The following is a 14,299-nucleotide window of genomic DNA, read 5'->3' on the forward strand; positions in this document are numbered from 1 at the left end:
CCCCCTGCAGGGCGATCCCGGAGGACCTACCTCCATCTCTTGCACAGCACCGCTTCCAGAAGCTCTTACATCAACGCCTCCTTCAGCGTTCGTGGCACACGACCTGCGGGAACACGCGGACGCGGCCGGGTTGATCAACTGGGACCCGCCGGTGGATTCACGATCGCCCGGGCGCACCAGCACGCAGTCGAGGTGCGCAAAGGGGGGCGAAAAAGGGGGAAACCCGGTGAAATCTACGCCGAGTCAGCCGACCATGGGCTCGGCCGAACCCGGGGCGGGTTGACCACGAAGATACACGTGGCCGCCGAGCAAGGCCAGAAACCTCTCTCAGCGTTTGAGACCACCGGCCACCGAGACGACAGCCCGTAGTCAAGATTTTTTGTTTTGGGACGAAATGGTGAGGCCTCATCGACCAATGAAGAGGGCGTTCGCATCCCGTATCGAGTGGAGGACGTCACGATGGGAACCGCCCGTGCCAGATGACACCGACAGGTTCGAAGCCGTCTATAGGGCGACCTACGACCAGATCATCGCCTACGCCGGACGTCGCTGCGACTCCCCGCAGGACGCAGCCGACGTGGTCGCCGAGACCTTCACCATTGTCTGGCGCAAGATGGACGAATTACCTCCAGGCGCGGAGGCCAGGCTCTGGGTGTACGGAGTGGCGCGCAACGTGCTGGCCGACCACCGCCGCAGCACGCTCCGACACCAGGCACGTCACCGGGAGCTCGACGCGGAGATGGCCGACCTCTATGGCGATCCCGCTGACCACAACGTCGAGCTGAACGCGATCGCCCAGGTGTTCAGAACGCTTTCCGACGACGACCGCGAGCTCCTCTCGCTGGTCGCGTGGGAGGGCCTGGACCGCAAAGAGATCGCCACGATGCTGGGGCTCTCCCGCAATGCCGTACGCATCCGGCTGTACCGGGCCCGCAAACGCTTTTCCCTTGCCCTCGACGAAGCCGATGTCCGATTCACGCCAACCACCGCCATCGTTCCCGCCGGGAGAGCACTATGAAGGACATTGATGAGATCAACGAGCTGCTGAGGCCGCTAGCCCGGATCGGGACCGACGAACCGGGCGGACGTGCCGGCGGCACCCGCGCACAAGCGTTGTTCACGGACATCATCGCCCAGGAGCGGCAGCCGACGCCGTCGGAGCCCTCGCGACGCCTGCGCGACCGGCACTGGGCTCGTCGCACGCTGCTCGGACTCGCCGCCTCCGTCGTCCTCGCCCTCGGCGTCGTCCTCGGACCGAGCCTGCTGGGACACGGCGGCGGTACCGCGATCTCCTACGCCAACTCCGCAGTGGAGATCCGGGAAGAGGCGGACACCTATGTCGCCCGGATCAAGGACCCATATGCGGATCAGCGGAGATTCTCCGAGGCGTTCCGGGCTCTTGGCCTCAACGTCGAGCTCAACGTGATCCCCGTCTCGCCGACAGCGGTGGGCAAGATCGTGAGAATGGGCGGGACTATGCGCTCGGCGATTGAGAATGTGCCCTTCGGAGCCAACCGGGAACCGGCAGACTGCGATTTGACCGACAGCGGCTGCTTCATGGTGGTGACCGTCCCAGCAGCGATCAAGGGCACCTCCGACGTGATGCAGTTCGAGTTGGGCCGACCGGCCAAGCCAGGCGAGTCCTACACCAACGAATGGCAGTCGGCCACTCGTGCCGGAGAGCAACTGGCCGGGGCCAAGGTGAGCGGCCGGACCGTCGGTGATGTGCTGGCCGAGGTACGGAAGCGCGGCTTGACCGCCGACTTCAACCTCGTCGCCGTCCATGAAGGCGGGTACGAACTCAAGCCGCTGGCGGCGGATCAGGTCGGCGCCAAATGGATCGTCTACAAAGTCGCGTCGGTGCGCGTCGGTGTGGTCCGTCTGCAGGTAACCCCCGAGCGCAATCCCGCCCTCGAATACGAGCAGGACTGAGCAGAGTCGAGCGGCCCGCCAACCGGGGGCCGCTCGATAGGGGCGTTCTGGCTCGGCCTCTGGAAGAGTCATCAGCCGGAGAATGGCCGAATTGGGTGCGGACCGACGCTGGCTGACCCCGGGTCCGCGCCAAACGGCTTAGCGCTGGGTAGGAGCGACGACCACCTCGACGCGCTGGAACTCCTTGATGTCCGAATAACCCGTCGAAGCCATCACCCGCTTCAACGCCCCCATCAGATTCATCGACCCATCAGCCACGCTGGACGGCCCGTGCAGGATCTGCTCCAAGCTGCCCACCGTGCCGAAAGCCACCCGCCGCCCGCGAGGCAGGTCCGGGTGGTGCGCCTCCGAGCCCCAGTGGAAGCCGTGGCCGGGCGCCTCGGTGGCGCGGGCGAGCGGGGAGCCGACCATGACCGCGTCGGCGCCGCAGGCGATGGCCTTGGCGATGTCGCCCGAGGTGCCCATGCCGCCGTCGGCGATCACGTGCACGTAGCGTCCGCCCGACTCGTCCATGTAGTCGCGGCGGGCGGCCGCGACGTCGGAGATCGCCGTGGCCATCGGCACGGCCACGCCCAGCACGTTGCGGGTGGTGTGGGAGGCGCCGCCGCCGAAGCCCACCAGGACGCCCGCCGCGCCGGTACGCATGAGGTGCAGGGCGGCCGTGTAGGTGGCGCAGCCGCCCACGATGACCGGCACGTCGAGCTCGTAGATGAACTGCTTGAGGTTCAGCGGCTCGGCCCGGCCCGAGACGTGCTCGGCCGAGACCGTGGTGCCGCGGATGACGAAGATGTCGACGCCCGCGTCGATGACGGCCTTGTGATACTGCACCGTACGCTGCGGAGACAGGCGGACGGCCGTGGTCACGCCGGACTCCCGGATCTCCGAGATCCGCTGCCCGATCAGCTCTTCCTTGATCGGCGCCGCGTAGATCTCCTGCAGCCGCTTGGTCGCGGCCTCGGAGTCGAGCGAGGCGCACTCCTCCAGCAGCGGCGACGGGTCGTCGTAGCGGGTCCAGAGGCCTTCGAGGTCGAGCGGCGCCAGGCCGCCGAGCCGGCCGATCTCGATCGCGGTGGCGGGCGAGACCACGCTGTCCATGGGCGCGACGACCACGGGCAGTTCGAACCGGTAGGCGTCGATCTGCCAGGCGATCGAGACCTCCTCCGGGTCACGAGTGCGCCGGGAGGGTACGAGGCCGATCTCGTCGAGCGCGTAGGCCCGGCGACCGGTCTTGCCCCGGCCGATCTCCACCTGCTGAGTCATTTCTTACCTTCTGTGATAGTTCGGGGCTTCCACGGTCATCTGAATGTCGTGGGGATGGCTCTCCGTGAGACCCGCCGCCGTGATCGGCATGAGCTCACAGTCGGTGTGCATCTGGCTGATCGTGCGGCAGCCGGCGTACCACATGCCCTGGCGCAGTCCGCCGATCAGCTGGTGGGCCACGGCCGCGACCGGGCCCCGGAAGGGGACCTGGCCTTCGATGCCTTCGGGGATGTACTTGTCGTCGCCGCCGACGTCGGCCTGGGCGTAGCGGTCCTTGCTGAAGGACATGCCGCCGCGCTCGCGGTTGCGGACCGCGCCGAGCGAACCCATGCCGCGGTACGACTTGAACTGCTTGCCGTTGATGAAGATCAGCTCACCGGGCGACTCCTCGCAGCCGGCGAGCAGTGAGCCGAGCATGACCGTGTCGGCGCCGGCGGCGATGGCCTTGACGATGTCGCCGGAGTACTGCAGGCCGCCGTCGCCGATGACCGGCACGCCGGCCGGCCCGCACGCCAGCGACGCCTGGTAGATGGCGGTGACCTGCGGCGCGCCCACCCCGGCCACGACGCGGGTGGTGCAGATGGAGCCGGGGCCCACACCGACCTTGACCGCGTCGACGCCCGCGTCGACGAGCATCTGGGCACCCGCCCTCGTCGCGATGTTGCCGCCGATGACGTCGACCTTGCTGTTGGCCTTGACCTTGGCGATCATCTCGGCGAGGCCCTTGGAGTGGCCGTGCGCGACGTCGACCACGACCACGTCGACGCCCGCCTCGATCAGCGCCTTGGCCCGCAGCTCCGCGTCGCCGCCGACACCCACCGCGGCGCCGACGACCAGGCGGCCGTCGGCGTCCTTGGTGGCCAGTGGGTACTGCTCGCTCTTGGTGAAGTCCTTGACCGTGATCAGGCCGCGCAGCTTGCCGTCGGGGTCGACCAGGGGCAGCTTCTCGATCTTGTTGCGCCGGAGCAGCGCGAACGCGTCGTCACGCGACACCCCCACCGGAGCGGTGACCAGCGGCATCTGGGTCATGACCTCGCGCACGGGGCGCGACTGGTCGGTCTCGAAGCGCATGTCGCGGTTGGTCACGATGCCGACGAGTACGCCGGAGACGTCCGTGACGGGCACCCCGGAGATCCGGTACGTCGCGCACAGCCGCTCCACGTCGGCCAGGGTGTGGTCGGGAGTGCAGGTCACCGGGTTGGTGACCATCCCGGCCTCGGACCGTTTGACCAGGTCCACCTGCTGGGCCTGCTCTTCTGCCGACAGGTTGCGGTGCAGGATGCCGATGCCGCCCTGGCGGGCCATCGCGACGGCCATGCGGGCCTCGGTGACGGTGTCCATCGCGGCGGAGACCAGCGGGATCGACAGTCTGATCCCACGGGAGAGACGCGACCCGGTATCCGCGTCACCGGGTTGCAGATCTGAGTAGCTCGGGACGAGCAACACGTCGTCGAAGGTCAGACCTGTCTCGGTGAACTTGGACATGCTGCGGCCCCTCCTGCCGATGCTGATGCAGGCAAGTCTAGGGCCTACGTGCAAAACGTCTTGAGACCGGGAGCACGATGGCCCCCACGGCCCGTCGTACCCCCGGCATCCAAAAGTGCCGAGGGATGGGGCGGTCGGTGATCCGCCCCATCCTCCGGCCACCGGCATCCGGGCGGAAGCGCGTAAAGCGCCACCGAACCCCCCTCCGCGTCCTGATGGCCAGCGCTGCCAGCTCAAGTGGATGCCGACGCTGGGTTAAGCCTGCGTTACTCATCGGCACACCGCAATGTGAAAACGTGCAATTGCACGAAGTTGCACATGTGACCAGGGAGTCCAACGCAAGGAGCGGACAAGGACGTATCGCCGAGTTATTCTCACGACACGCCCGTGTCCTCCCTACGGAGCCCCTTATATGCGCACCGAGTCCCACACCCTGCCCGATCCCTTGGAGACGCTGGGCCTCGACCCGGCTCAGACCGCGCTGTACACGGCGGTGCTGCGCCTGCACAGGACCACGCGTACCGAGCTGGCCGAGGCCATGGACGGCCCCGTGGACAAGGTGAGCAGGCAGCTCGACGACCTGGTCAGGCTTGGTGTGATCGACGAGCAGTCGGGCGAGTACCTGGCCAGGCACCCCGCCGCCGCGCTCGGCCGGCTGATCGCCGAGCGCCTCGACCGGCTGGCCGAGGAGAGCAGGCGCATCGACTCCGCGCTGGGCTCGATCCGGGGGCTGATCCGCGACTACGACGTGGGGCACGACTACCAGAACGGTGCGTTCCGGGTCGAGATGGTGAGCGGGGCCGACGTGCTCTACGAGAGCGTGGTGGGCATGGCGGTGCAGTCCCAGTCCCGGCCGATGCGGCTGCTCACCGCGATCCCCGACGAGCGCACCATGGCAGACTTTGTACGAAAATTTGCCGATCCTTGGATCGATGCACAGCAGCGGAAACTCCTGAACGTGCGGGCCATCATCCCGGTCTCCACGCTGACCCTGCCCGGCGTACGCGACCAGCTGACCAGGCTGCTGGCGACCGGCGGAACGGTCCGAACGCTGGACCGGGTGCCGAGCTGGTTCATGACCGCCGGTTCCGACGCCGCCGGCCTGCCCGCTTTATGGGGCGGCAACCTGCCGGATCACGCTTACAACTTCTACTTGGTACGAACGCCGATCGTCGTCGGCGTGCTCCGATCGCTCTTCGAGGAGCTGTGGGGCCGGGCCGTACCCCTGCCCTGGGGTCGCCGGGGCGAGGGCGTGGTGCAGGTGCTCCGGCTCGCGGCGCAGGGCATGTGCGACGACTCGATCGCCCGCCAGCTCGGCGTCTCGGTGCGCACGGTACGGGCCAGGTTCGCCGACGCCATGGTTCAGCTCGGCGCGCAATCACGCTTTCACGCAGGTGTGGAGGCCGCGCGGCGTGGCTGGCTGAGCTAATAGCCACCGCGCCGGCCGCATCGGTCATATGGTGGGAAGGTGCTGGAAGACGTCCCCCGCGACCCGTTCGCGGACGACCCGAACGACCCTTCCTCAGCGATGGGCGAGCTCGACGACGCCGAACCGCTGACCGCGAGCGAGCGCGACGAGGCCATTACCGACTTGGCCGACGTCGAGGTCTTTCGCTCCTTGTTAGAGCAACAAGGAGTGCTGGGACTCGTGCTCGACTGCCCGGAATGCGGCGAGCAGCACTTCTTCGACTGGGAGCTGCTGCGCGGCAATCTGCGCCAGATGATCGACAAGGGCCAGCCCCAGATGCACGAGCCGGCCTTTCTTCCCGACCCGGCCGACTACGTGACCTGGGAGTACGCCAGAGGCTATGTCGACGGTGTCATCGACACCGAGGAGCGCCGCTGATCCACGTCGTCCAGCAGCACGGCGAGCAGCCGTGCGGCCGGATCGCGCGAATCAGGCAGCTCGCCGCGGGCTAGCACGTCGAGGAGCGCGTCAGTCTGCTCCTCCGGCGTCAAGCCGACTCCAGTTCGGCCATCTGCCGCAGCCTCGCCAGCGCTCGATGCTGGGCGACGCGGACCGCACCTGGTGACATACCGAGTACATTACCGGTCTCCTCCGCTGACAACCCCGACACCACTCGCAACAGCAGCAACTCACGCTGGTTGTCGGGCAGCCTGGCGAGCAGCCTGCGGGCGTACTCCACCTCGATGTAACGGACTACCGTCTCCTCGGGCCCCGGTCCATCGTCGGGCCCGTCCGGTAGATCCTGAGTCGGTACGGCCGAGCGGACCGAACTCCGCAACGCATCGGCCACCTTATGCGAGGCGATACCGAAGACGAAGGAGGCGAAAGGCCGCCCCATGTCTCGGTATCGCGGCAGCGCGGACAGGACCGCGATGCACACCTCCTGGGCTACGTCATCGGCAATGTGATATTGCCCTGAAACCCTGCCCAGCCTGGCGCGACAATAGCGCACCACCATCGGACGCAACTCGCCCAGCAGGGATTCGATCGCAGTGCGATCTCCCTGCACGGCGAGGCTCGTCAGTTCCCTTAGGTCGGAGTCATCCGTCCGTGCCGGAAGTCTCGACGCGAGCCTTACCCCAATTTTGGCGTCGGCGACGCTTCCCTCGCTCACGATAGGCATGATGCCCGCACTGATCGGGCCTGTCGTCATCGCGAACGGCTACGGATTGGTCACATTGACGAGACGATAACGGGCAGTAATCAAACGACGACACTAAGCCTTTATTGCGGAAGAATATTTCATCCCATAACCCGAAATGTGCAGAAATTGCCAGGCGGCTAGACGTTTACGGCACACATCAGGTTTACCCGAATAAAGGACTTTTCCCACTTCATCATCGTTCGGACACCTCTCCAGCAGCCTGCCTGGATTGAGCGTATGTCATATGCCATACCCGGTGCCGGGGGTTGGGCCAACGTCGGCGACCCGTGAGAGCGGCCCGGAGTACGCCACGCGCGGGGCCTCAGCGCCCGAGGAAGCGAGGGGACGGCAACCGAGCAAGAAGGGGATGGCCGTGGCCCACTGTGCGCGCGTCACGGCGCTCAGCCACCTCCACCGGAGGAGCGTGCCCCTGGATAACCATCGGCCTTCCGGGGGCGGTGGCGAGACGTCGTTACCGCCCTGGTCGGGGGTTGTTCTATGCCGTGACCTGGGGAAAAAGGGAGAGCGCGAGACTTGGCTGTCTCATAGAGTCCAACAGAGTCTCACTGTAGCTCACGGTTTGTGGGCCATACGCGGGCCGGATCGTGGCGGCCTTCCCCAGGTCGGGGGCCTGCCCCTGGAGCGGCGGGGAGGGGGTTGACGAATCGTTGCGGTGGCGCTGACTTCATGGGGCAAGATCACCAAAGGGGGGCATTACAATCGTCCGCTAATCGGGGAGGGGCAGCGCCCCCACCCCGTATCTCCCTCCCGGCCCCCCTTTGGTGATCTTGGAGGGGTCCCCATGAAGTTGGCTCCGAAACGATTCGGTGACCCCCGTCGTGCTCCGATGCCGGGTCTACGGTGAGTCCAGCGGGCCGTAGGCGCGCATGGCGGCGGTTAGCCCGAGGGGTTTCCCAAAAGAATCTTTCGCCTTTGCGTCGGGTCTTGGGCTTAGAGGTCGTCCGACACTCCCGCAGAGGCTAGAAGGTCGGGCCAAGCCGTTGTCCAGTACTCGATGGCGGTCCGGCTGAGCGTCCACGGCCGGTAGATCACTATGGACGGCTCGTCGGACCAGTCCGAGCTGGAACAGTGAGCTTGATGCGGTTGCCACTGGATACGTCGTAGTACCTCGTCTAGCGGCTCGGTGGATGCTATGGACCAGTCGATCAGTGTCTGCACCATCTCGGGATAGATGAGGGGATGGTCAACACGATGACCCTCGGCGCAGATCCCCCACGCGTACTCGCCTAGGGCCCACTCTGACGCTCGCTCGATGTGGAGCGTCCACCCGTGAGAGGCACCGCACCGCGGACATGACACGCGGTAGCTGCCCCATCGGATGTCGTCAGTCTGGACAGTGTCTATCAACGGTGGTCCTGGAGGTGGGAAGGCGTCAGTTGAGTGGAACGGCATGCCCTGTCCTCCTTGGGGATGGCGCTGTTGATCCCGTAATCGTGTTCGTGGCCAAGTGGGGACGTCAAGGCTTGTAACGTCGGGTATCTGCGCTTGACCTCGTGGGGTTGCGTCCAGATGATCAGATGCTATGGCACTTCTGACTTCGGCCGGCTGGGCAGCCTTGCTAGAGGGTTTTGAGCGGGAAGCCCTGCACCTTGAGATGCGAGACGTCTACACCATGGCAGCAGAGCAAGAGAGCTATGGGGACTTCCTGGCAGGTAGACCCAGAGGTCGGGAGCAGGAAGCAGAGAGGCGGAAGGAATGGCTCTCCTTGGTACGTCAGGCTGTCACAGCAGGCAAGGCCATGCGACGCGCCAGGATCGTCTCAGAGCCCGTCAGTGACTACGTCCGTTGGGAGTGGCACGGGTCGGAACTCAGTATCGAAGCGGGGGAAGAGATCCGCTGGCTGACCCGGCAGAGAGTGGGGGCGATCGGGCTTCCAGCGAACGACTTCTGGCTGTTCGACGGGCGAACGTTGGTGGTCAATATTTTCGACGGAGACGGCAGACTCATAGACAATGAGGTGTCAACCGAATCAGACTTGGTAGACCTGTGTAGCACGGCGTTTGAGAAGGTATGGGCGAAAGCAATCACGCATCGGGCCTACTGTCCACTGTGACCAGCCCGGCCGAGAAGGCTAGGCAGGCGCTCGGCTTGCGTCTACGGGCGCTGAGGACGGACGCCGGGCTTCTAGGCAATGGTCTGGCGAGCCTCGCAGGGTGGCAGCCCTCCAAGGTGAGCAGGATCGAACGCGGACTACAGAAGGTGAGCGAGAGCGATCTGCGGGCGTGGTGCAAGCATTGCGATGCTCCGTCTGGCGAGTTGGAGAGCCTGACCGCAGCGCTGCGCAACGTGGATCAGATGTACTCGGAGCTGCGGCGAAATGTAGCGAGCCTGAAGCGGTTCCAGGAAGTCTTTGCGGTCATCTGGCGCGATGCGACCAGTTTTCGCATCTACGAACCCGGTCTGGTTCCTGGGATCTTTCAGACACGCGACTACGCGCAAGAAGTCCTGAAGACAGCGGGCACACGACTGGGGCTCACTGATCATGAGGCGGCAGCAGACGCGCGCGTGGCTCGCCAAGATGTCCTCTATAGGGGAGCCAAGCGGTTCGTCGCGGTAATCGAGGAGCAGGCACTACGAACCAAGGTTGGCGACCGTGGCGTGATGCTTGGCCAGTTGGACAAGCTGATGAACCTGTCCGCGTTGTCCAATGTGAGTCTTGGGATCATTCCGAGGGGCGCTGAGAGGCTGGCATGGTGGTCAGAGGGGTTCTGGATCTACGACTCCAGGCAGGTAATGGTGGAGACTAGGACAGCTCAACTGACGATCACACAACCTGCCGAAGTCGCTGTGTACGCGGAGATCTTCGACCGACTGCAACAGTCGTCCTTGCGCGGTGAGCCCGCGAGAGAACTGATCAGAGAAGCTATCGGCGCAATTTAGCGCAATTTCATTGAGTGCAGCGTTTGCGCGCTCCTAGCCTCTCCGTATGAGCAATGGTGCTGGCCGAGAGGCCACCGCAGGATCTCCAAGCGGGGGTCTAGTACCCAACCTGTCGGTGCCCAACACGCCCAATGTGGCGCGCATCTACGACTGGTTCCTCAGTGGTAAGGACAACTTTGCGGTAGATCAGGCGGCGGCCCTAGAGGTCCTTCTGGCATACCCGGACGCTCAGTTGGCCGCGATCCATAACCGGAGCTTTCTCGGGCGGACCGTACGCTATCTGGCTGGGGTGCAAGGGATAGATCAGTATCTCGATTTCGGTACCGGCCTTCCCAGCATGGGCAATGTGCATGAGGTCGCCCAAAGCCTGATCCCCCATGCCCGTGTCGTATACACAGACGTGAGCCCACTTGTGTGCTCTCATGCGCGGGCGCTACTGGCGACCGATCACCGCACCGTCGTGGTACAGGAAGATCTGCGCAACACAGAGAAGGTCTTGGAAGCCAGCTCCTCCCACCTGGATTTCTCCATGCCGGTGGTCGTCCTCTACGTGGCGTCACTGCACTTCATCGAGGATGAGGATGACCCGTACAAGATCGTGAAGACGGTTATGGACGCAACAGCTCCGGGTAGCTTCTTGGTGCTCTCGCATGGCTTGAGCACGCCGCAGACCACGGCGGCGGCTGGCGCGTATGCCACGGCGAACGCTCCGGCAGTGATGCGCTCCAAGGAGCAGATTCAGCGGTTTTTCACATATCCCAAGTTGGGGCTCATACGTCCAGGTTTGGTGCCGGTGCCGCTGTGGCGTCCCGAGGACGATCTATACGCGGACGAGGACGCCGAGAAGGTCTTTGTCCTGGGCGGCGTGGCGAGGAAGTCATGAACGCGACAGGTGAACTGACTACCTCTCCGGCTGGCCAGATGGCATGCGAACTAGCTCGGCAGTTGGAGTGTCGTCGGATCGTCGCCACGGTCTCCGAGGTTAAGGGAGTGGCGTTGGTCGGGCTGTGGGCGGTCGGCCTGCCCGTGTGGTGTGAGTGGGACCAGACTTTTGGCTGGCGTTACCGCTGGTGGACGGACACTAACACTGACACGGGAGACAGAAAGTTTGCCCAGTGCGCCGGTATCGCCACGGACACGGCGGTGCGCCGGATCGTTGATCGGTACTGGGAGCTGCACGGGGCACTGGTCGCGTCGCCAAAGTTGCGCGTGCCCGGCGAGAACGCCGTCTCTACCGGCGGCTGACACCAAAGAGCTGCCTTAACCCGCCGTCATCCCAATGACTCTATGCGACGGGTTGGGGCTTGGTCCCGCACTGGTCGCTGGCGTGCCCAGTGCGGGGCCTTCCACCTCCGGCAGTTTCGCGCCCCCGCTGCTGCCGGATGCGGCCCTGTACTCCGGGATAGGGCCGCTGGCCGGGGGCCACGTTGTGTTGGCTCGCGTGGTCCTCGGCCTCTCTCGCCTGACGGAAGCGCAGCCGTCAGGTAGCAGCGCGGCGGCGTTGGCGTCGAAAGGTCCGCCGCCGCGCTGCGGAGCCTTCGAGAACGCGATGATCAGGAAGGAGGCCGTTCGTATGTTAGAGATCAATGTCGTTTCATTGATCATGCCAGCGTGGGGTTTCGTCGGCGTCTGGTTAGTACTCAGGCGGGACGCACGCCTGCATAACGGTGATCCAGCGCTGATGTGCAAGGGATGCAAAGCACGACGGCAATCCATGGAAGAGGACCGGTTCGGCTTGGCCCTGCTGGGCGCCGTGGGGCTCGCGGGTCTGGTCTGCCTGAAATACCTGGAAGCCTGGGAAGCGCTCGTGCCTGCTGGCATCCGTAGGCGCCTTGGGAGTGAGGTTCCGCCTCGCTGCGTCGGGCCGTCCTGCTCCGCCCACCGACACCACACCGTTGCAAGGCTCGCCCAGAGAGCTTGAGTTCCCTGTTCGGCAGGGCGGCGACAGACGTGGTGTGTCGGCGTCCGCATCTTCGGAGGAGATCACACCTTGAACGAATACACGATGCCTGGCACCGGCGCGAGCGTCGGCGCCATCGCGTTCGACTACGGCGGCACTCTGGCGCGCGGTCGTATCGATCACGAGCTTGGGCAACGGCCGGTGGACTCGACCGTCATAGGCGCCTTGCGCGCCCTACACCGAGCGGGCGTACGCCTGCTGCTGGCGAGTAACACCCTGCCGGGAGAAACCCGGTGGCCAGCACTCCAGAAAGCCAACGTGCACACGCTGTTCAGTGCCGCGCTGCTGTCATACCCGCTAGGCGTAGCCAAGCCAGAGAAGCGGTTCTATGACCTCGTGGCCGCTGCTGCCGGATGCCCGCGTGATCGGGTGTTGTGCGTTGGCGATCACCTGATCAATGACGTAGAGGCGCCCCTTGCGTGTGGTCTTGGGGCCGTGCTGATCCGTCCTAACGGGTTGCTGCCCACCGAAGAGTTGCCCCAGGGTGCGGTGACGGTGAGCGATGTCGCTGCCCTGCCTGGACTACTGGCCAGGCACGTTTCTTGACGCTCTAGTGCATAGCCTCGAATCTCGCGTTTCGTCGGTTAACCCGTTCGGAGGTGACTCGATGTCGTCCGATGGCCTTCTCAAGATTGCAACCTGGAACTTCGAGACGTTCGGTTTCGATCAGGCAAGTCGCCTCTTCGAGCGGCTGCATCTGCTACCAGGCGTGATCAGCGCGGTTCCGGACGTGGATATTCTGATCATGCAAGAGGTGTGGCAGGGGGCGGTGGATGGCTCCCGCCTGTTGTTCGAGGTGGAAGAACTGCTGAGCCCGTTCACCAATTGGCGTGGCGCGCTGCGGGCGTTTCATAGCCCTCCCAAGCAGGGGGATAGCTGTCTTGGGGAAGTCGTCGTGCTGCGCTGGCCGCGCATCCGGCCGGTGCGGCATTACGTCAACGGGGCTCCGGACCTCTTCCATGACCAGGCCGGTTTCCTGCATGTGGTGGTCGAGGGGCTGAAGTGGTCGCTCAAGGGTCCGCTGAAGATCAAGAGCCTGCATTGGCCGTACTGGAGCGGTGATGAGCGCTTGAGCCAGGCATTGAAGCTGACCGGGCATGCCGCTGGCCTGAGCCTGCTGGCGGGTGACTGCAATGGCCTTTGGCCAGGTGAGGCCGAGTTCGAGCCAGATTGGGAGGTACGGCCGCCTCACAAGCGCCATCACAAGACCCTGCCGCCTGGCATGCACCCCACTGGTCAGCGGTGGCTTTCCGATCGGCGGGCGTTGCAGGTGCTCGCGGAGTCAGAGTTCGTCAACGCTGGAGCGCTGGCGAAGGACTTCACACCCACAGTCCTCGGGCATATCGACGACGGGCAGGGGGCGAGGATCGATCACATCCTGTACTCGCCGGGACTAGCGGCAGCCGTCGTCCCCAACCGTTACCGGGTGCACCATGAGGGCGCCATCAATCGGGCGGGTGATCACGCACTGGTGGAGGACACGATGGACCTCGACCGTTTGGCCGCATAAGGGCAAGCGGGCGTTCGACGAACTTGAAAGCGGGGAACATGAAGGACGCAAAGGTCGGGAGAGAACGTCGGCTCGATTCATAGGGGCGCGAATAAGTCGCCGAAGTTGACATGCTAAAGGGCGGATGGCCATTACCGGCCATCCGCTCTTTGCGTTTTTAGCGGGGCTAGATCACGCGCACACAGGTGGCGGGGACGTGACCGGTGACACCGGTCCGTGAGCGGACGGCGTACCAATCGTGGCCGCCACTGCCACACTTGATTTCGTAGCCGTTCGAGCCGTTGCCGCGCAGGAATCCACATGACGTGAGGAGGGTCCCGTGCGGGACCGTAGCGAGGATTTCCCCGTTCGTGAACGGGAATTCGCGAATGGCGACTTTCCCTCCGGTTACCTGGATGGTGCGGCAGGCTGCGGCGGCTTGCGAGGTGGAGGACTGCGCGTTCGCCGCAGCCGGTGCGAGGATCGCGAGAGCGGCCGGAATGGCAATGCAAACGGCGCTGATTGAACGAAACATGAACTTCTCCCTGTCTCGGAGGGGATGGAATGACAAGCCGTACGCACGCAAGCGGCGGAGGGGTTCAAAGTTTTTGAATTTTTTTCAAGAGATGCCGCTAGGGCATCAATCGGCCGTCGGATATG

The 14,299-nt window shown here is 64.7% G+C and carries 14 protein-coding genes and 1 pseudogene; 11 read left to right on the top strand and 4 right to left on the bottom strand.

Going from position 1 to position 14,299, the window contains the following annotated elements; translation table 11 throughout:
* Positions 1–159 precede the first annotated feature (159 nt).
* The 3 genes and pseudogenes from AB0F17_RS23465 to AB0F17_RS23475 form a co-directional block, all read left to right on the top strand.
* Positions 160–303 (top strand): annotated as a pseudogene (locus tag AB0F17_RS23465) (IS5/IS1182 family transposase); the annotation flags it as partial.
* A gap of 169 nt (positions 304–472) precedes the next feature.
* Entirely contained in the window at positions 473–1,018 is a 546-nt protein-coding gene (locus AB0F17_RS23470) for a sigma-70 family RNA polymerase sigma factor (RefSeq protein ID WP_358026222.1), read from the top strand.
* Positions 1,015–1,932, top strand: coding sequence for a hypothetical protein (locus AB0F17_RS23475; protein ID WP_358026224.1), 918 nt, complete (start codon positions 1,015–1,017; stop codon positions 1,930–1,932). Before AB0F17_RS23470 ends, AB0F17_RS23475 begins: the two co-directional genes overlap by 4 nt.
* Positions 1,933–2,070: 138 nt before the next feature.
* Here the strand turns inward: AB0F17_RS23475 and AB0F17_RS23480 are convergent, their stop codons facing one another.
* The gene (locus tag AB0F17_RS23480) at positions 2,071–3,192 is read right to left on the bottom strand and encodes a GuaB3 family IMP dehydrogenase-related protein (RefSeq protein ID WP_358026226.1); all 1,122 of its coding nucleotides are present in this window, start codon (positions 3,190–3,192) and stop codon (positions 2,071–2,073) included.
* Between the two features lie 3 nt (positions 3,193–3,195).
* Positions 3,196–4,677, bottom strand: coding sequence for an IMP dehydrogenase (gene guaB, locus AB0F17_RS23485; protein WP_358026228.1), 1,482 nt, complete (start codon positions 4,675–4,677; stop codon positions 3,196–3,198).
* Between the two features lie 412 nt (positions 4,678–5,089).
* Between guaB and AB0F17_RS23490 the strand changes: the two genes are divergently transcribed.
* On the top strand, positions 5,090–6,106 hold the full coding sequence (locus AB0F17_RS23490) for a LuxR C-terminal-related transcriptional regulator (RefSeq protein WP_358026230.1): 1,017 nt from the start codon (positions 5,090–5,092) through the stop codon (positions 6,104–6,106).
* Between the two features lie 39 nt (positions 6,107–6,145).
* Positions 6,146–6,523, top strand: coding sequence for a DUF5319 domain-containing protein (locus tag AB0F17_RS23495; protein ID WP_214633227.1), 378 nt, complete (start codon positions 6,146–6,148; stop codon positions 6,521–6,523).
* Between the two features lie 109 nt (positions 6,524–6,632).
* On the opposite strand, the gene AB0F17_RS23500 is transcribed toward AB0F17_RS23495, so the two are convergent.
* Positions 6,633–7,268, bottom strand: a complete 636-nt coding sequence (locus tag AB0F17_RS23500) for a sigma-70 family RNA polymerase sigma factor (protein WP_357651164.1) — start codon at positions 7,266–7,268, stop codon at positions 6,633–6,635.
* Positions 7,269–8,832: 1,564 nt separating this feature from the next.
* Between AB0F17_RS23500 and AB0F17_RS23505 the strand changes: the two genes are divergently transcribed.
* The 6 genes from AB0F17_RS23505 to AB0F17_RS23530 all read left to right on the top strand — a co-directional run bounded on the left by AB0F17_RS23505 (position 8,833) and on the right by AB0F17_RS23530 (position 13,660).
* On the top strand, positions 8,833–9,363 hold the full coding sequence (locus AB0F17_RS23505; protein WP_358026233.1) for a DUF6879 family protein: 531 nt from the start codon (positions 8,833–8,835) through the stop codon (positions 9,361–9,363).
* A complete protein-coding gene (locus AB0F17_RS23510; protein WP_358026235.1) occupies positions 9,321–10,190 on the top strand; it encodes a helix-turn-helix transcriptional regulator in 870 nt (289 codons plus the stop codon). Before AB0F17_RS23505 ends, AB0F17_RS23510 begins: the two co-directional genes overlap by 43 nt.
* Before the next feature lie 115 nt (positions 10,191–10,305).
* Positions 10,306–11,073 carry an SAM-dependent methyltransferase gene (locus AB0F17_RS23515; RefSeq protein ID WP_358026237.1) on the top strand — a complete coding sequence of 256 codons (768 nt, stop codon included), beginning with the start codon at positions 10,306–10,308 and terminating at the stop codon, positions 11,071–11,073.
* 113 nt (positions 11,074–11,186) lie between these two features.
* On the top strand, positions 11,187–11,435 hold the full coding sequence (locus AB0F17_RS23520) for a hypothetical protein (protein WP_358026240.1): 249 nt from the start codon (positions 11,187–11,189) through the stop codon (positions 11,433–11,435).
* Positions 11,436–12,180: 745 nt separating this feature from the next.
* Positions 12,181–12,696, top strand: coding sequence for an HAD family hydrolase (locus AB0F17_RS23525; protein ID WP_358026242.1), 516 nt, complete (start codon positions 12,181–12,183; stop codon positions 12,694–12,696).
* Positions 12,697–12,757: 61 nt separating this feature from the next.
* Positions 12,758–13,660 carry a hypothetical protein gene (locus AB0F17_RS23530; protein WP_358026244.1) on the top strand — a complete coding sequence of 301 codons (903 nt, stop codon included), beginning with the start codon at positions 12,758–12,760 and terminating at the stop codon, positions 13,658–13,660.
* A 166-nt stretch (positions 13,661–13,826) separates the two neighbouring features.
* On the opposite strand, the gene AB0F17_RS23535 is transcribed toward AB0F17_RS23530, so the two are convergent.
* Complete coding sequence (locus tag AB0F17_RS23535; RefSeq protein ID WP_358026246.1) at positions 13,827–14,174, bottom strand: hypothetical protein; 348 nt, start codon at positions 14,172–14,174, stop codon at positions 13,827–13,829.
* Positions 14,175–14,299: the final 125 nt, after the last annotated feature.

Origin of the sequence: Nonomuraea sp. NPDC026600 (assembly GCF_040638335.1) — a bacterium.
Lineage (GTDB): Bacteria > Actinomycetota > Actinomycetes > Streptosporangiales > Streptosporangiaceae > Nonomuraea.

Bases quoted from the DNA above. Each gene is read 5' to 3' on its own strand.
- AB0F17_RS23480 (WP_358026226.1), bottom strand. From the start codon at position 3,192: ATGACTCAGCAGGTGGAGATCGGCCGGGGCAAGACCGGTCGCCGGGCC.
- AB0F17_RS23530 (WP_358026244.1), top strand. From the start codon at position 12,758: ATGTCGTCCGATGGCCTTCTCAAGATTGCAACCTGGAACTTCGAGACG.
- AB0F17_RS23535 (WP_358026246.1), bottom strand. From the start codon at position 14,174: ATGTTTCGTTCAATCAGCGCCGTTTGCATTGCCATTCCGGCCGCTCTC.
- guaB (WP_358026228.1), bottom strand. From the start codon at position 4,677: ATGTCCAAGTTCACCGAGACAGGTCTGACCTTCGACGACGTGTTGCTC.
- AB0F17_RS23510 (WP_358026235.1), top strand. From the start codon at position 9,321: ATGGGCGAAAGCAATCACGCATCGGGCCTACTGTCCACTGTGACCAGC.
- AB0F17_RS23490 (WP_358026230.1), top strand. From the start codon at position 5,090: ATGCGCACCGAGTCCCACACCCTGCCCGATCCCTTGGAGACGCTGGGC.
- AB0F17_RS23505 (WP_358026233.1), top strand. From the start codon at position 8,833: ATGGCACTTCTGACTTCGGCCGGCTGGGCAGCCTTGCTAGAGGGTTTT.
- AB0F17_RS23500 (WP_357651164.1), bottom strand. From the start codon at position 7,268: ATGCCTATCGTGAGCGAGGGAAGCGTCGCCGACGCCAAAATTGGGGTA.
- AB0F17_RS23475 (WP_358026224.1), top strand. From the start codon at position 1,015: ATGAAGGACATTGATGAGATCAACGAGCTGCTGAGGCCGCTAGCCCGG.